Source organism: Microbispora amethystogenes, from assembly GCF_016863015.1.
Taxonomy (GTDB): domain Bacteria; phylum Actinomycetota; class Actinomycetes; order Streptosporangiales; family Streptosporangiaceae; genus Microbispora; species Microbispora amethystogenes.
Map to the genome: position 1 here is coordinate 29,312 of NZ_BOOB01000036.1, position 21,518 is coordinate 50,829.

The window sequence follows — 21,518 nt, forward strand, 5'->3', positions numbered from 1 at the left end:
GTGCGCGATCTCGCCCTGCTGCCGAAGGCCCACCTGCACGTCCACCTGGAGAGCGCGATCCGCCCGGAGACGCTGGCCGAGATCGCGGCGGCCAACGGCCTGCCCGTGCCGGCCCGCCCCTCCGGGCCCTTCGCCGGCTTCCGCGACTTCGCCGACCACGGTTCGCTCGTACGGGAGTGCCTGGTCCGGCCGGAGGACTTCCACCGCATCGCCGTCGAGTTCTGCGCGGACGAGGCGGCGCAGGGCACCCGGTGGGCGGAGGTGACCTTCACCGCCGCCTCGCACGGCGAACGGCTCGGCGCCCCGGAGATGCCGCTGGAGGCCGTGCTCGCCGGTCTCGCCGAGGGGCGCGCGGCGTACGGCGTGGAGTGCGGGGTGCTGCTCGACCACTCGCGGCGGCGGCCGGTCGACCGTCTCCGGCGCACGGTGCGGCTCGCCACCCGGTACGCCGGAGACGGCGTGCTCGGCGTCGGAGTGGCCGGTGAGGAGTCCTATCCGCTCGCGCCGTTCGCCGAGGTCTTCGCCGCCGCGGCGGACGCGGGTCTGCACGTCGTGCACCACGCGGGCGAGAGCGAGGGCCCCGGCAGCATCCGCGAGGCGATCACCGCGGGGCGCGCCGAGCGCCTGGGCCACGGCGTCCGGGTGCTGGAGGACCCCGGCCTGACCGCCGAGGTGCGCGAGCGGGGCATCCCCCTGGAGGTGTGCCCGTCGTCCAACGTCGCGCTCGGCCTGGTGGACGGCCTCGCCGCCCATCCGTTCCCCCTGCTGCGCGAGGCGGGGCTGGTCGTCACGCTGAACACCGACATCCCGTCCGTCACCGGGACCACCCTGACGGACGAGTACGCCAGGGTCCGCGAGTCCTTCGGCTACGACGACGCGGCGCTGGCCGGGCTCGCCCGCGCCTCGGCCGACGCGTCCTTCGCACCGGAGGAGACGAAGCGTGCGCTGCGCCGCGACGTCGACGCCTGGCTCGCCTCTTGAGTGTCCGCTGATGCGCGGCGGACGAGCGTCAATAAAGGCGCATTTGTTACGAGACAGCAGCCAAGTGGCGCGAGTCAGGCGTGTTTCCCCCCACGGAGGCATGCCATTCTGGGATGATCTCGGGAAAAACCATCGGACATCGAGAGACCGTGACTGATGCCCCCCATTGACCAACTCACCGCCTTCGTGTCGGCCCATCCGGTCGAAACAGTCATCATCAGCGTCATCGCCCTGGTCTTGCTGGTCCTGGCCTTCTTCGCGCTTCGCGCCCTGATCCGTCTGTTCCGCCGGTGGGCGACCGGCCGTCCCACCGAGGACGTCCTCACCATCGTCGCCGCCAGCATCGCCACCGGCGTGTCCGCGCAGGGCATGTGGCGCTTCTCCGGCGACGTGCTCGGCTTCGACGGGCCGCTGCGGCTCCTGCTGTTCGCCTTCATCGAGGTCGCCGTCATCACCAGCGCCGTACGGGCCCGGCGCAACATGCGGGAGAACTACTCCGCCGGCATCGACGGCATCGCCGTCTGGGCGCTCACCTGCCTGTCCGCGGTCCTGTCGAGCATGGACGCCCGCAGCGTCGCCGAGGCCGTGTTCCGGCTCGCCGCCCCGCTCGTAGCCGCCTGGCTGTGGGAACGCGGCATGGCGATCGAGCGGGTCCGCATCACCGGCCGCGGCCGCATCAACTGGCGGCTGACCCCCGAGCGGATCCTGGTCCGGGTCGGCCTCGCCGAGGTGAGCGACCGTACGGCGAGCGAGGTGGACGCGCACCGCAGGCTCACCCGGGTGGCGCTGGCCGCCAAGCGGGTCCGGGCGCTGCGCGAGGCCGGGGCGCCGGACCGCAAGATGCGGGCCGCGATGGCGCGGCTCGACAAGGCGATGGACCAGGCCGTCGAGTACACCGGACTCGCCGTGGACGAGAAGCGGCAGGAGGCGCTGCTGTCGCAGATCGGCGCGCTCTACAACACCTCGGCGCTGATCGACCTCGCCCCGCCGGTGCCGTGGGGGCCGGAGCCCGAGCCGCCCGCCCCGGTGGCGCTGCCCGCCGCGGCCATCGCGGAGCTGATCGACGACGAGGAGGAGGACCTCCCGGCCGAGCCGGCGCCCGTCGTCGACACCGCCCAGCGCGCGACCCAGTTGCGCACCGCGCGGCAGTACTGGGACCAGCAGATCGCCCGCAAGTACGTCCCCCGGGCCGCCGACATCGCCAAGGAGGTCGGCATCCCGATCCTCGTGGCGAAGGAGTGGCGGGCGCTCTGGAAGCTCGAACCCCAGGCGTACGCGCTGATCGAGGCGGCGTACCGGGAGCACGGGATCATCGACACCGGCACGTTCCCGGCCATCGAGGTGCCCGAGCAGGAGCGCGTGCTCGTCGTCAACGGCTCCGCCGGAGCGGCGCACGACGCCTCCTGACCTGACCGTACGTGTCGCAGGGGCGGCGGGCCGGGGAACCGGTCCCGCCGCCCTGTGTTTTCTGGGACGGGGGTTTTCTGGGACGGGGGTTTTCCGGGACTCTGCTTTCCGGGACTGGGCCTCCAGAACCCCCCGCGCCTCCGGAACCGCCCTGTGCCTCCAGAACCGCCCTGTGCTTTGAGGACCGGCGTGTTCCCGGACCGGCGCGTTTCCCGGCCGGCGTCTTTCCGGGCCGCTTTCCCGGGCGCTTACCGCCCACCGTTACCGGACACTTTCCGGCCATTCGGGCAAGGACACTCCTACTTTCCCGTGACATCGCGGGCGCCCGCGCGAACGTCAACTCTGCGGCGACTGACTCGGCTCCCACGCTGAAGGAGTGCTGATGGAGATCTCGGGGGACGGCGCGGGGAACCGCGTGGCACGGCTCGCGGGCGGACGGGACCAGGTGAGGCGGGCGCGCAGGCTCGTGTCGGCCGCCCTGGGGCGCGGCCATCCCCGGCACGACGACTGCGTCCTGCTGACGAGCGAGATCGCGACCAACGCCGTCGTCCACTCCCGCTCGGGGAACGGCGGCACGTTCACCCTCACGGTGTCGTGCCTGCCCGACCGGGTGCGCATCGGCGTGCAGGACGACGGCTCCGCCGGGCCGCCCTGCGCCGGCCACCCGCTGCCGAACGCGTCGAGCCAGGGCGGGCGCGGCATGCCGCTGCTCGACATGCTCTCCGACCGGTGGGGCCTGGTCCGGGAGGGCGGGCGCAACGAGGTGTGGTTCGAGATCTGGTTCGACGGCGGGCGGCGCCCGGCCGCTCTGCGCCGCAGGTGGATGGCCGCCCGCATCCGGCTCGTGGCCGGCTGACCGGGGTAGACCCACTTGTGGTGATTTCACGCAAGGAAGGGGCAAAAACCAACTAACCTAATCGGGAAAGTAGGAGGACTTTTCCATGGCTCTGCCCGACTTCCTGGTCATCGGTGTGCCGAAAGCCGGCACCACCGCCCTGCACGCGGCGCTCGCCCGCCACCCGCGGCTGTTCATGTCACCCGTCAAGGAACCGAAGTTCTTCCTCACCGACGGCCCGCCGCCCGCCAAGGGCGGGCCGGGCGACGCGGAGACCTACCGCGAGCACGTGTGGCGGCGCGCCGACTACGAGGCGCTCTTCGCGGACGCGCCGCCCGGGACGCTCTGCGGCGAGTCCACCCCCTTCTACCTGTACGACCTGGACGCCCAGCGGCGGATCAGGGAGACCATCCCCGACGCGAAGCTCATCGTGTCGCTGCGCGACCCGGTGGAACGGGCGCACTCCAACTGGACGCACCTGTGGTCGGCCGGCCTGGAGCCGATCGGCGACGTCATCGAGGCGTGCGCCGCCGAGAAACGGCGCGTCGCCGACGGCTGGTCGCCGTTCTGGCACTACGTGGGCCTCGGCCGGTACGGCGAGCAGCTCGCGCACCTGTTCACGCTGTTCCCCCGCGAGCAGGTGCTGGTCTTCCGCTACCGCGACCTCGTCGACCGGCCCGCCGACACGCTCGACCGCATCTGCGCCTTCCTCGGGGTGGAACAGGGGGTCGTCGGCGAGGTACCGAGGGAGAACGTCACCGCCCATCCTCCGCAGAGCCGCAGGCACCGCGTCCTCGCCCGGATCGCCCGGCTCGGAGACCCCTTCCTGGGCCGGCGGCTGACCAGTCCGCTGGAGCGGGTGCTGCAGCGCGACGCGCAGCCCCGGCGGCCGCTCACCTGGGAGCAGCGCCAGGAGCTGCTGGCCTACTTCGCCGCCGACATCGCGCTGCTGCGCGACCTGCTGGACGAGGACTTCGGCGACTGGCTACGCCCCCGGGAACGGTCGGGCGGCCTCGTGGGCGCCCGGCCGGACGGCCAGCGGCAGGCCCGCAACGGCCGCGTCAGAGATCTGGACGGCCCGCCCACCGGACGGTGATCAGCGGCCCGGACCACCCCACCGGGCAGTGACCAGCGGCCCGGACCACCAACCGGGCGGTGTTCGGCGGGCTGGAGCGCGAGCCCCGCTCGCGCCCCGGCCGCCACCGCTCACCCCGTCCGCCCCCGTCGGCCGCCGTCGGCCGCCGCTCACACCTTCCGGCCCCCGTGGCCCCGGTCTCCCCACCGGCCGTTCTCCTCGCGCCGACCGTCCACCGGCGCCGCCGGGGCCCCGGAGAGCCGCCCGGCGGTGGTCAGCGCAGCTCGGTACGCAGCTCGTGACCCCCGTCGGGGCGGGTCAGCTCGTAGTACAGCCGGTGGCCGCCGGCCACGGGCACGACCGACAGGTAGCGCAGGCCCGCGCCGTGCTCCGCCTGGGCGACGGGCGCGGTCCCGGTCGCGGTGAGGGTGGACGGGTCGGGCCCGATCGCCACACCCGTACGCTCCTCGTAGTTCTCCTCCGCCGACGCGCGGCCGTCGTAGTAGGCGATGACGGTCTCCCCGCTGAAGGTCACCGCGCTCACCCGCACGCCGCGCGAGTCCCAGTGGCCGGGCCGCCGGTCGAGCGCGGTCCCCTGCCAGGTCCAGGCGATCCCGTCCGCGCTGGTGGCGTAGTCGGTCACCATCTGGTCGGCCTCGTCGGGGTCCTCCAGCGGGTGGCAGGACGCCCACAGGTGCCACACGCCGCCGTGGTGCAGGATGACCGGGTCCTTGACGCCGGTCTTGAGGTCGCCGGGGAGCACCACCCGCGCGTCGGCGGGGTCGAACTCGGCCGGGTCGGCGGCCTCGATCATCTCGACCCGCCAGTGCTTGGTGCCGTACGTCGCGCAGCTCAGGTAGAGGCGCCACGACCCGTCGGGCGTCACCACGAGCGTGGGCCGCTCCAGCGACTCGGTCTTCATCTCGTCCTTGGTGATCGTGAGGATCCGCTCGAACCGCTCGCCGTCGGCCGACCGGGCGATCTCCACGGCGTACCCGCGGCCGGAGCCGATCGGGCGGCGCAGCCGGTAGGCCAGATAGATCCACCCGTCCCTGCTGACGGCGCTGGGCGCGCCCGCCCAGTAGCCGGGCCCGTCTCCGGGTGGCGGAATCGCGACGACTGACCGTTCCGGCTTCGGTGCGAACACGTCTCTTCTCCGTGGGTGCGCGACGACGGTGGGCGGCGCGGAGGCCGTCCCTTCCTTGCTGTCCTCAATTACCAGCGGCCCGACGAGGAGGCCAAGCGTCCTCGCCATCGGACGGCCATCTCTATACAAAACCCGCTTAGTTTGCGGGTTTTGTCAGGATAGGCCAGGAACACCGATGCGCGCGCCCCCACCTGCGACGGAAAAGGGACTGAACCCGGAACGGCAGGGGGGCGTATCTCCGGGCGTAAGGGCATGCCGACACCGTTTCCGACCCCCTCGCAGTCCGACCCCTCCCGGGTCTGACCCACTTTCAGGAGGCCCCATGCGGGCACGTATCGTCACGCTCTGTGCCGCGCCGCTCGCGCTGGCGCTCGCCGGCGCGGCACCGGCCCATCCCGCCCTGGCCCATCCCGCCTCGGCCGCCGGCTCCTCCCGGCACGCGGAGAGCCGGTCCGGCCACCAGGCCCACCCGCTCGCCCACACCCTCGCCCGGCCGCCCGCCCGGCCTCTCGCCCGGGCGGCGCGCACGTCCACCCGGTTCGCCGAGGTCCCCCTGGTCTCCGACGTCGCGGGCAAGGCCGCCGTCACCGATCCGAAGCTGGTCAACCCCTGGGGTCTCGCCATGGGCGCGACCCTGTGGGTGTCCAACGCCGGCACCGGCACCGCCACCGTCTACACCGGCGGCGCGGGCGGCGCGGGCACGGCCAGGAAGTCCCCCACCACGGTCGCGATTCCCGGCGGGACCCCCACCGGGCAGGTGGCGTACACCGGGAACGCCTTCACGATCAAGGGAAAGGCGGGGACCGCGCCCGCCTCGTTCGTCTTCTCCAGCCCGAGCGGCGCCATCACCGCCTGGAGCGCCAAGGCCGACCCGGACAACGCGGTCATCGCCGCGTTCACCCGCGGCGCCGACTACAAGGGCCTGGCGCTGATGAACACCAACCGCGGCACGTTCCTGCTCGCGCCGTCGTTCTCCCACCGCCGCGTCCACGTCTTCGACGAGGACTTCCGGCGGGTGCGGCTGTCGGACCGCCAGTTCCGCGACCCGTCGCTGCCCGCCCGCTACGCCCCCTTCAACGTGGAGATCGTCGGCGACTCCGTCATGGTCGCGTACGCCCGGCGCGACCCCGGGACCGGCAAGCCGGTCGCGGGGCGGGGCAACGGGTTCGTCAGCGTGTTCACCGCCGACGGGCGCTTCGTACGACGCCTCGCCTCCCGCGGCCCGCTCAACGCGCCCTGGGCGATGACCCTCGCGCCCCAGGGGTTCGGCGCGTACGCCGGGGCGCTGCTCGTGGGCAACTTCGGCGACGGGTGGATCAACGCCTACAACCCCCGGACCGGCCGCTACCTCGGCCCGCTGCGCCGCGCGGACGGCGGGGCGATCGCTGTGGAGGGCCTGTGGGACCTCGAACCGGGCACGGCCGGGAACGGCGGCGCCGACGCGGTGTGGTTCTCGGCCGGGATCTCGAAGGCGCGGCACGGGTTGCTCGGCCTGATCCGCCCCTCAGGCGCAACCCCCGCCCCCGCTGCGACGCGCTCGCCCTCGCCCTCTGCCACGCACCGCCACGGAGGTGGCCCGAAGAGCGGCTACGGCTACTGACAAGCGGGACGAAAGCCCAGCTCACGACGCCCGGCCGCGGACACGCCACCCCGCGGCCGAGCGCCCCCACCCAGGAGCGGTATGACTTTAGCCATGAACAAGGCAGACATCGGAGTCACGGGCCTCGCGGTCATGGGCCGCAACCTCGCCCGGAACTTCGCGCACCACGGTCATGTCGTCGCGGTCCACAACCGCACGGAAAGCCGTACCACCCGCTTCATGGAGGAGCACAAGGACGAGGGCGCGTTCGTGTCGGCGGGCACGATCGAGGAGTTCGTCGCCGCGCTCGAGCGGCCCCGCAAGGCGATCATCATGGTCAAGGCCGGCGCCCCCACGGACGCGGTGATCGAGGAGCTCGCCGCCGTCATGGAGCCGGGCGACATGATCATCGACGGCGGCAACGCCCACTACCTGGACACCCGCCGCCGGGAGGCCGCGCTGCGCGAGCGGGGCATCCACTTCGTCGGCACCGGCATCTCCGGCGGGGAGGAGGGGGCCCTCAACGGCCCCAGCATCATGCCCGGCGGGGACCCCGAGGCGTACGCGACGCTCGGCCCGCTGCTGGAGGACATCGCGGCCAAGGTCGACGGCGTCTCCTGCTGCGTGCACATCGGCCCCGACGGCGCCGGCCACTTCGTGAAGATGGTGCACAACGGCATCGAGTACGCCGACATGCAGCTCATCGCGGAGTCGTACGACCTGCTGCGGCAGGCCCTCGGGCTGAACCCCAAGGAACTCTCCGACGTCTTCCGCGAGTGGAACCGGGGCGACCTCGAGTCGTACCTCATCGAGATCACCGCTGAGGTGCTCGGCCATGTCGACGCCGCGACCGGGAAGCCGTTCGTGGACGTGGTGGTCGACCAGGCCGAGCAGAAGGGCACCGGCCGCTGGACCGTGCAGAGCGCCCTCGACCTCGGCGTCCCGGTGACGGGCATCGCCGAGGCGGTCTTCGCCCGGGCGCTGTCGGGCCACCCGGAGCAGCGGGCCGCGGCCCGCTCGCTCACCGGCCCGTCCGGCACCGCCGGCGACTCCGGCCTCGTCGAGGACGTGCGCCGGGCCCTGTACGCCTCCAAGGTGGTCGCGTACGCCCAGGGGTTCGACCAGATGGCCGCGGCGAGCGCGGAGTACGGCTGGAACCTGAGGCTCGGCGACATGGCCACCATCTGGCGTGGCGGCTGCATCATCCGGGCGCGCTTCCTCGACCGGATCAGGGCCGCCTACGACGCGGACCCGAACCTGCCGACGCTGCTGGTCGACCCCACCTTCGCACAGGCGCTGGACGAGGCCCAGGAGTCGTGGCGGCGGGTCGTGGCCACGGCGGCGACGATCGGGGTGCCCACCCCGGGCTTCTCCTCGGCGCTCGCCTACTACGACGGGCTGCGCCGTGACCGGCTGCCGGCGGCGCTGCTGCAGGGACTGCGCGACTTCTTCGGCGCGCACACCTACCGCCGCACCGACCGGGAGGGCGTCTTCCACACCGACTGGTCGGCGGACCGCGCCGAGCACTCCGCCTGACCGGTCCGCCTGACCGGTCCGGTTGACCGGTCCGGTTGACCGGTCCGGTTGACCGGCCCCGGAACCTGGTACGGCCCCCGCCCGCGCGGGGGCGAGGGCCGTACCGGCCGGGTCTCAGCTCACTCTCAGGCCCAATCTCAGGCCCAATCTCAGGCCCAATCTCAGGCCCGGTCTCGGACCCAAGCTCAAGCTCGGTCTCAAGCCGGCGGTCGGCCGGCTCACTCGAAGGCGGCGGTCAGCGGCTCCGCCTTCTCGCCGTCGGGGGCGGCGGCGCTCGGAGCGCCGGTGCGCAGCGGGACGTGCTTGACGAACGCCGCGAGCACCGGGACGAGCACGGCGACCACGGCCGCCCAGAGGAACACCGAGCCGATGGCCGTGGCGAGGGCGTCCAGGAAAAGCCTCTTGACCTGCGGGGGAAGCTGCTCGAGCGCCGTGGGGGTGATGCCCGCCCCGCCGCTGGCGGCCTGCTTGGCCGCCGCCGGGCCGAGCTTGTCGCTCAGGGTGTCGGTGAGCCGGTTGTTGAAGATCGCGCCGAACATCGCGACGCCGAACGAGCCGCCGATGGACCGGAAGAACGTGGAGGCGCTGCTGGCCACGCCGAGGTCCTTCTGCTCGACGCTGTTCTGCGCGATGAGCATGGTCGTCTGCATCAGGAAGCCCATGCCGAGACCGAAGACGGCGATGAAGACGCCGGTCTGCCAGGACGGGGTGTTGACGTCCTGCAGCGACAGCAACCACATGCCGACCGCCATGATCGCCCCGCCGATGACCGGGTAGATCCGGTACTTCCCGGTCTGGGTGATCGCCCTGCCGACGAACAGCGACACGATCATCGACGTGATCATCATCGGCAGCAGGAGCAGGCCGGAGTTGGTGGCCGTGGAGCCCTGCACGATCTGCTGGAACAGCGGGATGAAGCTGATCGCGCCGAACATCGCGAAGCCCAGCAGGAAGCCGAGCGCCGAGATGAGCGAGAAGTTGCGGTTGGCGAACACGTGCAGCGGCATGATCGGCTCGGGCGCGCGCCGCTCGATCGGGATGAAGAGCGCGAGCGCGACCACCGCGAGCGCCGCCAGCGACAGGATCTGCCAGGAGCCCCACGGGTAGCCATGCGCCTGCCCACCCCACGAGGTGATCAGCACGATCGCGGTGATGCCGATGGTGAGGACGGTCGCGCCGAGCCAGTCGATGCGGTGCTCGGTGCGGTGCTTCGGCAGGTGCAGCCGGAAGAACAGCCAGACCAGGGCGACACCGCCGAGGGGCAGGTTCACATAGAACGCCCAGCGCCAGTCGAGGTGGTCGGTGATGAAGCCGCCGACGAGCGGCCCGGCGATCATCGCGAGCGACATGATCGCGGCCATGATGCCCTGGTACTGACCCCGCTCGCGGGGCGGCACGAGGTCGCCGATGATCGCCATCACGTTGACCATGAGGCCCCCGGCCCCGAGGCCCTGCAACGCGCGGAAGGCGATGAGCTCGGCCATGCCGTGCTCGGTGCCCCCGAACATCGACGATCCGGCCATGCCGCAGAGCGCGGAGCCGACCAGGAACAGCACGATGGACCCGAGGAAGATGTTCTTGCGGCCGTAGAGGTCGCCGATCTTGCCCCAGATCGGCGTGGACACCGTGGTGCCCAGGACGTACGACGTGGTGACCCAGGTGAAGTACTCCAGGCCGTTCAGTTCGCCGACGATCCTCGGCATCGCGGTGCCAACGATCATGTTGTCGAGCATCGCCAGCATGATCGCCAGCATCAGGCCGGGCAGTACGGCCATCACTTCTTTGGACCGCCCCGGCGCGGGCGGAGCCTCGGTCATCGTGGTGCCCCCATAAGTAAAGGTTTGCGAGAGGTTACTTACTTGCCGACAGGCTAGTGCCGACTTAAGGTATTGTCCTTACTTGCCGGCCGTCAAGTTAATTAGGGGTCAGCAGGACATGGGCGCTCAGACCGACACACGCAGCCGCATCCAGGAGGTCGCGATCGGGCTCTTCACCGAGCAGGGATACGAGGCGACGTCCCTCCGGGAGATCGCCGAGGCCCTCGGCGTGACCAAGGCGGCACTGTACTACCACTTCCGCACAAAAGAGGACATAGTCGCCAGCCTGATCGAGGACCGCATCGCCGCGCTGGACGAGCTGATCGCATGGGCCGGTGGGCAGCCCCCTACGGCGGAGACCCGCCGGGAGCTGATCCTGCGCTACTCGGCGCAGATGACCCGCGGGCGCCACCACGAGGTCATGCAGTTCATGGACCGTAACAAGACGGCGTTGCAGGGACACGTCAAGGTCGACCTGATGCGCGACCGCATGGGCGCGCTGATGCAGTCCCTGTACGGACCGGACGACCCCCTGCCGGTGCGGCTCAAGCGCTCCATGGCGCTGTTCGCGATGCACGCGGCGTGGTTCCTGATCCGCGAGGAGTCGACCACCGAAGAGCAGCGGACCGAGGCCGGCCTCGAGGTCGCCCTGGAACTGGCGGACGCCTCCGGTGCCTGACCCCGGCCCTGTGGAAACTTCGGACAGGAATACATGAGGGCCGCGCCTTCGCAGGTCAGAGACCCCGTCCCGGACTGCGGTCAATGACGGCGGCCTCATCACAGGCTCGGCTCGGATGCCGGCTGCGGAGACAGCGCTCCTCGCGGCCGAGCCCGCCCTGGCCGCCTACCCCTTCGGGCCGAAGCCGTGGCTGACCTCACCCTTGCGCTTGCAGCGCGGGCAGGGACGGTACTGGCCCGGCCAGAACCCCGAGTAGACCTTGCCGGATCCCTTGCACTTGGAGCATTGCGACAGGTAATGGCGGATGTAGCTGACAGCGGCCCAGAGGCCGAGACCACCCACGGCAGCGATGACGAGTGCTGATTGGTCCACCGTTGCTCCATGCTGGGGAAGAAGAGATCCTGACAGCTCGTGATTACCCAGCCACTTTGAGCAACCAAAGGAAATAGAGCGGTTGGGCATACCGCTTGCCGGGCGTACCGTCGAGGGCATAGCCGCCCTTGGCAGGCCAAAGCCTTGATCAGGTCTCCTGGCCTGCGGCGTTAGGATCGCGACATGCTCTTCGGACAGGAACACGTCAAGCGCTACATCGAGACCGCGGGTGAGGAAGGCCACGAGTGGGAGGGCACGACCACGGCCATCCTCACCACCAAGGGCCGCAAATCGGGGCAGCCCCGGAGCACCCCCCTGATCTACCAGGCGTACGGCGACGGCTATCTGGTGGTCGCCTCCAAGGGCGGAGCCGACGAGCACCCGCTCTGGTACCTCAACCTCCAGGCCGACCCCGAGGTGGAGTTCCAGATCAAGGGAGACAGGTTCAGGGCCCGGGCCCGTACGGCGACCGCGGAGGAGCGGCCGGACATGTGGCGGACCATGACCGCCGCCTGGCCCGCGTACGACGAGTACGCCACCAAGACCAGCCGGGAGATCCCGATCGTCGTGATCGAACGCGCCTGACTCTCACGCGGGGCCGCATCACAGCGCGGCCCCGGCACCGCGCAACCGGCACCGCACAACCGGCACCGCGCAACCGGCACCGCGCAACCGGCACCGCGCAACCGGCACCGCGCAACCGGCACCCGATGGATCGATACCCGGTGACTCGCGCGGCCGTCGGCGGTATGTTTCCCGCGTGATCCCCAGCACCGTGATCCACACCACCGGGAGGCTTCCGTGAGCGACGGCCGTACCGCGGAGATCATGGTCGCCGAGGCCCGGAAGGCGTTCTGGGTCATGGTCGGCTTCCTGGCCCTGATCTGGGCCGTGCAGGTGGCCAACTGGGCCTCCGGCTACTCCCTGAGCTACAGCTTCGGCATCCGGCCGTGGGACGTCGAGCGGCTGCCCGGCATCGTCTCCGCGCCGCTCCTGCACTGGAGCTGGGCGCACATCGAGGGCAACTCCGGGCCGCTGTTCATCTTCGGTTTCCTCGCCGCCTACCGGGGCGTGCGGCGCTTCCTCGGCGTCACCGGGCTGATCGCCGTCGCCAGCGGGCTCGGCTCGTGGTTCACCGCCGACGCCGCCACCGTCGGCGCGGGCGCGAGCGGCCTGGTCTTCGGCTACTTCGGGTACGTGCTCGTCCGCGGCGCCTTCGACCGGCACCTGATCGACATCGTCATCGGCCTGGTGATGGGCCTGTGCTTCGCCTACCAGTTCACCGGTCTGCTGCCGGCCGAGGGCATCGGCTGGCAGGCCCACGTCTTCGGGTTCGCGGGCGGCATCCTCGGCGGCTACCTGTTCCGCGACCGCGGCGCGCGGAGCGTGGACAAGGCCCAAGGCGACACCCCTCCCGGCGGCTCCCGCCCGGCCCTGCTCAAGGAGATCGAGGACCTGGGCCTGTAAGGTCCCCGGCTCAGCGCGCCGGCCCCCCGGGCGGGCGGTAGGGGATGCTGGCGCGGAGAGCGAACCCGCCGTCGGCGGTGGCCCCGTACGTGAGCCGCCCGCCCTGCAGCGCCACCCGCTCGCTCAGGCCGGTCAGCCCGTAGCCCGACCCCTCGTGGGCGGGCACCCGGGCCGGCGCCGCCCGTCCCCCGCCGCCGCCGGACCCTCCGCCGTTGACCACCGACACGTCGAGCGTGTCGCCGCGCGCCTCGCAGACCACCTGCACGTCCGTCCCGGAGGCGTGCTTGCGCACGTTGTTCAGCCCCTCCTGGACCACCCGGTAGCAGGTGTGCCCGGCCTCTCGGGACAGCGCCTCCTCCGGGACCTCGTAGTGCAGCGCGACGCGCAGGCCGGTGGCCCGGCTCTCCTCGACCAGCCGCGGGATCCCCTCCACGCTCTCCGCCGACGGCGGCAGGTCGCTGCTGCGCAGCGCCGTGAGCAGCTCGCGCAGCTCGGTCAGCGCCCGCACGCCCTTGTCCTCGATGGCACGGGCCAGCTTGCGGATCTCCCCGAGGTCGTCGGTGTCCTGGATGAGGCCCGCGTTGAGCACCATCACGGTGACGGCGTGCGTGACCGTGTCGTGCAGCTCCCGCGCGATGCGGCGGCGCTCCAGCGCCGCCGCATGCTCCTGGTCGGCCCGCGCGCGCTCCCGCAGCTCCCGGATCATGGCGCGGTAGCGCCACACCCAGTGGCCCACCAGCGCGGGCAGGCAGACCAGCGCCGCCGCCCAGATGACCGCCAGGAGAGGCGCGTGATCGGTGTAGGGGCTGACGCGGTCGACCACGACGTACGCCACGGCCAGCGCGGCGACCGCCCCGAGCCGCCGGCGCCCTCCGCGCTCGGCCGTCAGCGAGTACGCCGCGAGCGTCAGCGGCACGAGCTGGCCCGCGAACAGCGCGCACGCGGCCGTGCCGGTGACCAGGGGCCACGGCGTGCGGCGCCGCACCAGCATGGCCGCCGCCGCGGCCGACGCCACGGCCAGCCGTACGGCCTCCGGCACCGGCATCAGGGAGAAGGACCGGCCGGTGAGGATCGCGGGAACGGCGAAGGCGAGCACGGCGAGCGCGAGCAGCACGTCGCCGAGCGTGTCCCGGCGCCGCTCCGCGAGCCGGGCCCAATTCTCCCCCACGCGGCCAGTTTGTGGGTTTGACCTGCGGATTCAGGCTCCGCCACACCCCTTTGACGTAGTTGTGCCACAGCTTGCCGTACGACCTGCCGGTCGAAACAGTCACGCGGCTTGGGCAGGATAAGAAGCGTGACCGACAGCATGAACCTCCTCCGCCGCCTGCCCTCCGGCTCCGACCCCGACGCGTTGTTCGACGCGTTCGCGTCGTGGAACGCGGAGCGGGGCCTCACGCTGTACCCCGCGCAGGAGGAGGCCCTCATCGAGGTCGTCTCCGGCAACAACGTGATCGTGTCGACCCCGACCGGCTCGGGCAAGAGCCTCATCGCCGCCGGGGCGCACTTCGCGGCGATCGCCCGGGACGAGATCAGCTTCTACACCGCGCCGATCAAGGCGCTGGTGTCGGAGAAGTTCTTCGACCTGTGCGCGTTGTTCGGCACCGAGAACGTCGGGATGATGACCGGCGACGCCACGGTGAACGCCGACGCGCCGGTCATCTGCTGCACCGCCGAGATCCTCGCCCAGATCGCGCTGCGCGACGGCGCGGACGCCGACGTCGGCACGGTGATCATGGACGAGTTCCACTTCTACGCCGAGCCCGACCGCGGCTGGGCGTGGCAGGTGCCGCTGCTGGAGCTGCCGCAGGCGCAGTTCGTGCTGATGTCGGCCACTCTGGGCGACGTCGAGCGCTTCAAGACCGACCTCACCCGCCGAACCGGGCGCGACACCGCCGTCGTGAAGCACGCCGAGCGGCCGGTGCCGCTCATCTACTCCTACCGGACCACCCCGCTGCACGAGACGCTGGAGGAACTGCTGTCCACTCAGCAGGCCCCCGTGTACGTCGTCCACTTCACCCAGGCGGCGGCGATGGAGCGCGCCCAGGCGCTCATGAGCATCAACATGTGCAGCAAGGCGGAGAAGGAACAGATCGCCGCCCTGATCGGGAACTTCCGGTTCACCACCCGGTTCGGCCGGGCCCTGTCCCGGCTCGTACGGCACGGCATCGGCGTGCACCACGCGGGGATGCTGCCGAAGTACCGCCGCCTGGTGGAGCGCCTCGCGCAGGCGGGGTTGCTGAAGGTCATCTGCGGCACCGACACCCTCGGCGTGGGGGTGAACGTCCCGATCCGGACCGTGCTGTTCACCGCCCTGTCGAAGTTCGACGGCACGAAGGTACGGCGGCTGCGGGCGCGGGAGTTCCACCAGATCGCCGGGCGGGCCGGCCGGGCGGGCTTCGACACGGTCGGCTACGTCGTCTGCCAGGCCCCCGACTACGTGATCGAGAACGAGCGGGCGCTGGCGAAGATCGGCGACGACCCCAAGCGGCGCCGCGGCTACGCCCGCAAGAAGCCGCCGGAGGGGTTCGTCGGCTGGAGCGAGGACACCTTCGAGAAGCTCCAGACGGCCGAGCCCGAGCCGCTGACCTCCCGCTTCAAGGTCAGCAACGCCATGCTGCTGTCGATCATCAACCGCCCCGGCGACTGCTTCCAGGCGATGAAGCGGCTGCTGACCGACAACCACGAGGACCGCAAGACCCAGCGCCGCCACATCAGCCACGCCATCGCGATCTACCGGTCGCTGCTGGCCGGCGGCATCGTCGAGAAGCTCGCCGAGCCCGACGAACACGGCCGCATGGCCCGGCTCACCGTGGACCTGCAGGAGGACTTCGCGCTCAACCAGGCGCTGGCCACCTTCGCACTGGCGAGCTTCGAGCTGCTCGACCGCGCCTCCCCCACGTACGCCCTGGACCTCGTCTCCATCGTCGAGTCGACGCTGGACGATCCGCGGCAGATCCTGCACGCCCAGCTCAACAAGGCCAGGGCCGAGGCGGTCGCGCAGATGAAGGCCGACGGCATCGAGTACGAGGAGCGGATGGAGCGCCTCGCGGAGATCACTCACCCGATGCCGCTGGCCGACCTGCTCTTCGGCGCGTACGAGACCTACCGGCGCGGGCACCCCTGGGTCGGCGACCACGTCGTGAGCCCCAAGACGATCGTCCGCGACATGTACGAGCGGGCGATGACCTTCACCGACTACATCCAGTTCTACGAGCTGGCCCGCTCGGAGGGCACGGTGCTGCGCTACCTGGCCGACGCGTACCGCACGCTGTCGAAGACCGTGCCCGAGCACCTGAAGACCGACGACCTCGTGGACCTCATCGAATGGCTGGGCGAACTGGTGCGCCAGGTCGACTCCAGCCTCATCGACGAGTGGGAGAAGCTGGCCAACCCGGCCGAAGCCCTCGCCGCCGGGCAGGAGCAGCTGGAGACCCGGACCCGCCCGGTCACCGCCAACCCGCGCGCCTTCCGGGTGCTGGTGCGCAACGCGATGTTCCGCCTGGTGGAGCTGGCCGCGCTCGACCGCGAGGAGGAGCTGACCGAGCTCTACCCGGACGTGGACTGGGGCGCGGCCCTCGACGCCTACTACGAGGAGCACGACGAGATCCTCACCGGCCCGGACGCCCGCGGCCCGGCCCTCCTGCTGGTCGAGGAGGAGAAGGAGCTGTGGCGGGTGCGCCAGATCGTCGACGACCCGGCCGGCAACCACGACTGGGGCGTCAGCGCGGAGGTCGACCTCGCCGCCTCCGACGAGGAGGGCCACGCCGTCCTCCACGTCACCGGCCTCACCCGCCTCTGACGGACCCACGTTACAGATCACCGAGGGCACGCTCGGTGATGCATACTTGGTGATGCCGCGCCCCCGGTGGGTGTCGGAAGTGAGGCCGGGCCTCCCGATGGAATCGGGCGTCCGGCCTTCGCGCTTTCCATCCTCAGTCGAGGTCGATGACGCTGACCTTCTCGTGCAGAAGATCGAAGCACGCCGCGCGCCCGTCCAGCCACCATGTCGTGGCGCCGACGACGGCATCGGCCGCCCAGAGGAGCGGTTCCTGGTACGAGGACCGCCACCCGATCGTGATGTTCCTCGACAGCGCACCGGACCTGCGGATGGCCATCACAAGCAGAAGATCGGAGTGGTCCTGTTCACGCGAGTTACGGACGCCCCTGGGTTGCCGAACAGGGTGGGGTCAGTGGGGAGCTCTCCGGGCGGACCGGAGGATGTAGGCGGTGAGCACGGCGGCCCCGGCGGCGGCCTGCGCGGCGAGGTACGGCGCCACCGAGACAGGCGGCGAAGCGATCGCGGCGAGCGTGGGCAGGGACCCGAGCAGTGCCAGGTCCGGGCCCGTCGCCGCCCAGACGAGGGGGCCGGTCGGCACCGCACCGCCCGGAGTGTCGATGACCGGCATGGAGTGGTCGATCGGCCGCCGCCGGGCCATCCGCAGCGCGCCCGCCGCGAGCGCGGGCGCCACGGCCGGCCCGAACAGCCACCAGGCCCCCGCGGGCAACGCGCCCACGGCTTGGAGGGCCGCCAGGGCGAGCGCCGCCCAGGAGGCGGCCAGCAGCGCGGGCAGCCCCGCCCGGGCGGCCGTGACCGCCCTGCCGCCCACGGCCAGCATCCGGGCCAGGGCCGGGTCGCCGCCTTCGCGCCGGACCCCTCCCGTGCACATCGCGGCGGCGGTCAGCGCTCCGCACAGCAGCATCCCGGCGACCGGCCCGGACGCGCCACCGGTGGCGTCCGCGCAGACGGCGGGCAGGGCCGCCGCCCCCAGCAGCGCCGCCAGGCGGCCGGGACGCCTGCCCACGCGCAGCCACTCCTGCCAGGCCAGCGCGGGCGCCGGGCCGGACCGCGACACGAGGCGGGGCCAGGGACGGGAGCGCAGCGCCCGGCCGCGCCAGTGGGCGTCCTCCATCACCCAGGTGAGCGTCCCGGGATCCAGCGTGGTCGCCGCCGAGGTCACCCTCGCCGTCCGCGTCGAGGCGGCCAGGATCCGGTGGGCGGGGATGCGGGGGAGCGCCGCCCAGGCCCGCCGTACGAGGAGGGCGGCCGCGAGGGAGGCGACACCCGCGACCGCCGCGCCCATCGACGCGGGCGCCCCGGCGACGGCGGCGAGGATCCGGCGGCCGGGGCCGGCGCCGAGCACGGCCGCGAGCACGGCCACCGAGAGAGCTCCGGCGATCAGCACCTGCAGCCGGGCGTCCGATGCCGGGGACTGCTGGCCGAGCACCGCCGCGGCCATGCCGCCCACGCCCGCCGCCACACCAAGCAGCAGCGCCGCCGCGAGACGCACCCCGAGCCGGTCGGGGGCTCCGAACACCGACAGCGCCGTCAGCCCGAGCGCCGCCCCGGCGAGCACCGCCGCCGACAGCAGGAGCAGGGCCGTACGGCCGAGCACGGCCCGGCGGGGCAGCGGCGAGGTCACGAGCCACGAGGCGTCGGCGGCCGGCAGCACGACGGGACCGAGCGCCCGTGCCAGGACGAGGAGGCCCGCGTAGGCCGCCGCGACCAGCGCGAGCCCGGCGCCGAGCCGCGCGGGGTCGGCGTGACGGGCCAGCCCGGCGATCGCCTCGGCGACCGGGCGGCCGAGCACCGCGGCGGCGACGAGCAGGCCGAAAACCCTGGTGTAGCGGTCCGACCAGGTCGCCGGCCGCCGACGGCGAGCGCGGAGGTAGGCGAGCGCGGGGTGCGGCCGTGCGAGCGACGGGATCACGAGGCCGCTCGCAGCGTGACCACGCGGGCTCCCGCCTCCTGCGCCAGCCGTGCGTCGTGGGTGGCCATCACGACCGCGCCGCCCTCGGCCGCGTAGCCGCGCAGGATCCCCGCGAGGCGCCGCCGGAACGCGGCGTCCAGACCGCGTTCCGGCTCGTCGAGCAGGAGCAGGCGGCTCGACCGGAGCAACGCCATCGCCAGCGACAGCCGCTGACGCTGCCCGGTGGACAGCGACAGCGGGGCGAGATCGGCCCGCGCGCCCAGCTCGAAGGTCGCCAGCGCCTCGCCGGCCGTCAGGCGGGCGTCCTGCCGGACGGCGCCCATCAGTTCCAGGTGCTCGCGGACGCTCAGGCCCGGATACCAGGCGGGCTCGTCGCCCGCCAGCGCGACCTCCCGCCAGAAGCCGGGGAGATCCGCCGGCGGCCCGCCGAGGACGTCGATCTCGCCGCACGGCGAGGGCTGCAGGCCGGCCAGGCAGCGCAGCAGCGTGGACTTTCCGGCGCCGTTCTCCCCCATCACGGCGACGATCTCTCCTGGAACGGCTGTGAGGTCCACGTCGCGGAGGACGGGCACGCCGCCCAGGTCCACGGCGACGCGGCGCGCCGTGATGATCGCGTTCGGCATGACCCCGAGCCTACGCCGCGGGCCCGCCGGCGGGCGCAACGAGCACGGCGCGAACGCCCCACGTGCGGCTCAGCCGCCGGAGGTGGGGTCCTCCGCGCCGGCGCCGGGGATCGTCATGTCGTCGGGGTCGTCGAGCCAGTTGTGCGGCAGCGACACCTTGGACCGCTCGCCGCTCTTGCCGCGCGGGCCGTCGGCCTGGTCCGGCCACGGCTGGCCGGCGTCCAGCTCGGCGACCCGCTCGGCCATCTCGGACAAGGTCGTGACCGAGGTGAGGGCACGCCGGGTCTCGGCGCCGACCACGAAGCCCTTGAGATACCAGCCGACGTGCTTGCGGAAGTCGGCCAGGCCGTGCCGCTCACTGCCGATGACCTCGCAGAGCAGCTCGGCGTGGCGCAGCATCATCGCGCCGACCTCGCCCAGGGTCGGCCGGGTCCGCTCCGGCGACCCCTCGAAGGCCAGGTCGAGATCGCGGAACAGCCAGGGCCGCCCCAGGCAGCCCCGGCCGATCACCACGCCGTCGCAGCCGGTCTCGGCGACCATCCGCAACGCGTCGTCGGCGCTCCAGATGTCGCCGTTGCCGAGCACCGGGACCTCCGGCACCGCGTCCTTCAGCCGCTTGATCGCGTCCCAGTGGGCGGTGCCGCCGTAGTGCTGGCGGGCCGTGCGGGCGTGCAGGGCGACGGCGGCGAGGCCCTCCTCCACCGCGATCCGGCCCGCTTCCACGTACGTCAGATGGTCCTCGTCGATGCCCATGCGCATCTTCATCGTCACCGGCAGCGGCCCGGCGCCGGCCACCGCCTCCCGCAGGATGGCGCGCAGCAGGTTCCGCTTGTACGGCAGGGCGGAGCCGCCGCCCCTGCGGGTGACCTTGGGCACCGGGCAGCCGAAGTTCAGGTCGATGTGATCGGCCAGGTCCTCCTCCGCGATCATGCGCGCGGCCTTGCCGATGATCGCGGGATCGACGCCGTAGAGCTGGATGCTGCGGGGCGACTCGTGCGGGCCGAACCGGATCATCTGGAACGTCAGCGGCACCCGCTCGACCAGCGCCCGCGAGGTGATCATCTCGGACACGAACAGCCCGCCGCCCTGCTCCCGGCACAGGGTGCGGAAACCGATGTTCGTGATGCCCGCCATGGGAGCGAGCACCACGGGAGGCCAGACCTCGAGCGCGCCGATTCTCACCCATACATTCTCCCCGCCGCCGGCCGTGAGCCGTACAAGATCGTGGACGGAGGGCTTTTGTCCCGGTTAATCTGACCTGGACCAATCGTGGGGAGGTCGTCATGCTGCTGCGCCTGAGAATCGCCCTGCCGGACCGGCCTGGCGCGCTGGGCCAGGTGACCGGGGCCCTCGGCGCCGCGGGCGCCGACATCACCCAGGTGACCGTTCTCGACCGGGGCGACGGCCGCGCTCTCGACGACTTCACCGTCTACTGGCCGGACGCCGCGCCCAGGGACGACCTCGTACGGGCCCTCGACGACGTGGAGGGAGTCCGGATCGAGGGGGTCTGGAGCACGCGGGAGGCCCCCGGCACCTATCCGGAGCTGGAGATCCTCAAGTTCCTCAGCACCGCGGGCGACCGCGCTCTGGGCACCCTGATCGACTCCATGCCGGTCCTGTTCAGCGCCGACTGGGCCGCCGCGGCGACCGAGAAGGACCCCCGCGTCACCGTTTACTCCAGCTGGCGGGCGCCGGAGGAGGTGCCCTTCCCCGAGGAGACGCCGTCCCGCCCGGTGGCCTCGACGCTGCCGTCCGGCCTGCACGTGATCGTCGCGCCGCTGCCTCCGCTGGCGCTCACCCTGATGCTCGCCAGGGCCGAGGGACCGGCCTTCCACCGCAACGAGGTGCACCGGTTCACCCGGATCGTGGAGATCTTCCTGACCCTCCCCGCGATCGAGCGCGGAGCCGACCGCGCGTTCCGCAGACCGGCGGCACGGCCGTTCTGAGTACGCACACGAGCCGAAAACCCGGTACAGTAGCGACGTCGCCGCAAGGCGGACGCGGAAGTGGCTCAGTGGTAGAGCATCACCTTGCCAAGGTGAGGGTCGCGGGTTCGAATCCCGTCTTCCGCTCCGAGGGGCCGCACATCCGGGCCTCACTCTGGTGGAGTGGCCGAGAGGCGAGGCAACGGCCTGCAAAGCCGTCTACACGGGTTCAAATCCCGTCTCCACCTCTGGTTCCTACCTGGCCCACCCGGGCTCCGATCCATTGAGACAAGTCCGGGCAAGGGTTCTTCTCAACGCACGGCGCCGGGCGCACACTGAAAGAGACACGACAGGCGATTTCGGTGGA

The 21,518-nt window shown here is 72.1% G+C and carries 19 protein-coding genes and 2 tRNA genes; 13 read left to right on the top strand and 8 right to left on the bottom strand.

The window, feature by feature from the left end; translation table 11 throughout:
• From add to Mam01_RS22390, 4 genes are all read left to right on the top strand, one after another.
• Positions 1 to 981 (top strand): adenosine deaminase, encoded by a 981-nt coding sequence (gene add / locus Mam01_RS22375; RefSeq protein WP_204287183.1) that lies wholly within the window; start codon positions 1 to 3, stop codon positions 979 to 981.
• A 156-nt stretch (positions 982 to 1,137) separates the two neighbouring features.
• Positions 1,138 to 2,388: a hypothetical protein gene (locus Mam01_RS22380; RefSeq protein ID WP_204287184.1), complete on the top strand. Its 1,251-nt coding sequence runs from the start codon at positions 1,138 to 1,140 to the stop codon at positions 2,386 to 2,388.
• Between the two features lie 382 nt (positions 2,389 to 2,770).
• Positions 2,771 to 3,244 (top strand): ATP-binding protein, encoded by a 474-nt coding sequence (locus tag Mam01_RS22385; protein ID WP_204287185.1) that lies wholly within the window; start codon positions 2,771 to 2,773, stop codon positions 3,242 to 3,244.
• A gap of 85 nt (positions 3,245 to 3,329) precedes the next feature.
• Complete coding sequence (locus tag Mam01_RS22390) at positions 3,330 to 4,319, top strand: sulfotransferase family protein (protein WP_204287186.1); 990 nt, start codon at positions 3,330 to 3,332, stop codon at positions 4,317 to 4,319.
• A 253-nt stretch (positions 4,320 to 4,572) separates the two neighbouring features.
• Here Mam01_RS22390 and Mam01_RS22395 read toward each other — a convergent pair whose 3' ends face one another.
• Positions 4,573 to 5,445 (bottom strand): hypothetical protein, encoded by an 873-nt coding sequence (locus tag Mam01_RS22395; protein ID WP_204287187.1) that lies wholly within the window; start codon positions 5,443 to 5,445, stop codon positions 4,573 to 4,575.
• Positions 5,446 to 5,767: 322 nt separating this feature from the next.
• On the opposite strand from Mam01_RS22395, the gene Mam01_RS22400 reads away from it, so the two are divergent.
• The gene (locus Mam01_RS22400) at positions 5,768 to 7,045 is read left to right on the top strand and encodes a TIGR03118 family protein (RefSeq protein ID WP_204287188.1); all 1,278 of its coding nucleotides are present in this window, start codon (positions 5,768 to 5,770) and stop codon (positions 7,043 to 7,045) included.
• 93 nt (positions 7,046 to 7,138) lie between these two features.
• Positions 7,139 to 8,560 (top strand): NADP-dependent phosphogluconate dehydrogenase, encoded by a 1,422-nt coding sequence (gene gnd / locus Mam01_RS22405; protein ID WP_204287189.1) that lies wholly within the window; start codon positions 7,139 to 7,141, stop codon positions 8,558 to 8,560.
• A 218-nt stretch (positions 8,561 to 8,778) separates the two neighbouring features.
• Here gnd and Mam01_RS22410 read toward each other — a convergent pair whose 3' ends face one another.
• A complete protein-coding gene (locus Mam01_RS22410) occupies positions 8,779 to 10,377 on the bottom strand; it encodes an MDR family MFS transporter (RefSeq protein WP_204287190.1) in 1,599 nt (532 codons plus the stop codon).
• Between the two features lie 118 nt (positions 10,378 to 10,495).
• On the opposite strand from Mam01_RS22410, the gene Mam01_RS22415 reads away from it, so the two are divergent.
• Complete coding sequence (locus Mam01_RS22415) at positions 10,496 to 11,056, top strand: TetR/AcrR family transcriptional regulator (RefSeq protein WP_204287191.1); 561 nt, start codon at positions 10,496 to 10,498, stop codon at positions 11,054 to 11,056.
• Between the two features lie 165 nt (positions 11,057 to 11,221).
• Here Mam01_RS22415 and Mam01_RS22420 read toward each other — a convergent pair whose 3' ends face one another.
• Complete coding sequence (locus tag Mam01_RS22420; RefSeq protein WP_204287192.1) at positions 11,222 to 11,428, bottom strand: hypothetical protein; 207 nt, start codon at positions 11,426 to 11,428, stop codon at positions 11,222 to 11,224.
• A gap of 183 nt (positions 11,429 to 11,611) precedes the next feature.
• Between Mam01_RS22420 and Mam01_RS22425 the strand changes: the two genes are divergently transcribed.
• Together Mam01_RS22425 and Mam01_RS22430 are read left to right on the top strand one after the other, a co-directional pair.
• The gene (locus Mam01_RS22425) at positions 11,612 to 12,013 is read left to right on the top strand and encodes a nitroreductase family deazaflavin-dependent oxidoreductase (RefSeq protein ID WP_204287193.1); all 402 of its coding nucleotides are present in this window, start codon (positions 11,612 to 11,614) and stop codon (positions 12,011 to 12,013) included.
• Positions 12,014 to 12,229: 216 nt separating this feature from the next.
• Positions 12,230 to 12,895 carry a rhomboid family intramembrane serine protease gene (locus Mam01_RS22430; protein ID WP_204287194.1) on the top strand — a complete coding sequence of 222 codons (666 nt, stop codon included), beginning with the start codon at positions 12,230 to 12,232 and terminating at the stop codon, positions 12,893 to 12,895.
• A gap of 10 nt (positions 12,896 to 12,905) precedes the next feature.
• On the opposite strand, the gene Mam01_RS22435 is transcribed toward Mam01_RS22430, so the two are convergent.
• Positions 12,906 to 14,063, bottom strand: a complete 1,158-nt coding sequence (locus tag Mam01_RS22435) for a sensor histidine kinase (RefSeq protein WP_204287195.1) — start codon at positions 14,061 to 14,063, stop codon at positions 12,906 to 12,908.
• A gap of 138 nt (positions 14,064 to 14,201) precedes the next feature.
• Here Mam01_RS22435 and Mam01_RS22440 point away from each other — a divergent pair, with 138 nt between their 5' ends.
• Positions 14,202 to 16,694: a DEAD/DEAH box helicase gene (locus Mam01_RS22440; RefSeq protein ID WP_204287293.1), complete on the top strand. Its 2,493-nt coding sequence runs from the start codon at positions 14,202 to 14,204 to the stop codon at positions 16,692 to 16,694.
• A gap of 133 nt (positions 16,695 to 16,827) precedes the next feature.
• Here Mam01_RS22440 and Mam01_RS22445 read toward each other — a convergent pair whose 3' ends face one another.
• From Mam01_RS22445 to dusB, 4 genes are all read right to left on the bottom strand, one after another.
• Positions 16,828 to 17,010, bottom strand: coding sequence for a hypothetical protein (locus Mam01_RS22445; protein ID WP_204287196.1), 183 nt, complete (start codon positions 17,008 to 17,010; stop codon positions 16,828 to 16,830).
• A gap of 72 nt (positions 17,011 to 17,082) precedes the next feature.
• A complete protein-coding gene (locus tag Mam01_RS22450) occupies positions 17,083 to 18,603 on the bottom strand; it encodes a DUF6297 family protein (RefSeq protein ID WP_239101522.1) in 1,521 nt (506 codons plus the stop codon).
• Positions 18,600 to 19,226, bottom strand: coding sequence for a heme ABC exporter ATP-binding protein CcmA (gene ccmA, locus Mam01_RS22455; RefSeq protein ID WP_204287197.1), 627 nt, complete (start codon positions 19,224 to 19,226; stop codon positions 18,600 to 18,602). The genes Mam01_RS22450 and ccmA overlap by 4 nt, the downstream gene beginning before the upstream one ends.
• Before the next feature lie 69 nt (positions 19,227 to 19,295).
• A complete protein-coding gene (dusB, locus tag Mam01_RS22460; protein WP_239101523.1) occupies positions 19,296 to 20,408 on the bottom strand; it encodes a tRNA dihydrouridine synthase DusB in 1,113 nt (370 codons plus the stop codon).
• 101 nt (positions 20,409 to 20,509) lie between these two features.
• Between dusB and Mam01_RS22465 the strand changes: the two genes are divergently transcribed.
• The 3 genes from Mam01_RS22465 (at position 20,510) to Mam01_RS22475 (ending at position 21,399) form a co-directional block, all read left to right on the top strand.
• Positions 20,510 to 21,172: an ACT domain-containing protein gene (locus tag Mam01_RS22465; RefSeq protein WP_204287198.1), complete on the top strand. Its 663-nt coding sequence runs from the start codon at positions 20,510 to 20,512 to the stop codon at positions 21,170 to 21,172.
• Positions 21,173 to 21,226: 54 nt separating this feature from the next.
• A tRNA-Gly gene (locus Mam01_RS22470) sits at positions 21,227 to 21,298 on the top strand.
• Between the two features lie 30 nt (positions 21,299 to 21,328).
• Positions 21,329 to 21,399: transfer RNA gene (locus Mam01_RS22475), tRNA-Cys, on the top strand.
• Positions 21,400 to 21,518 lie beyond the last annotated feature (119 nt).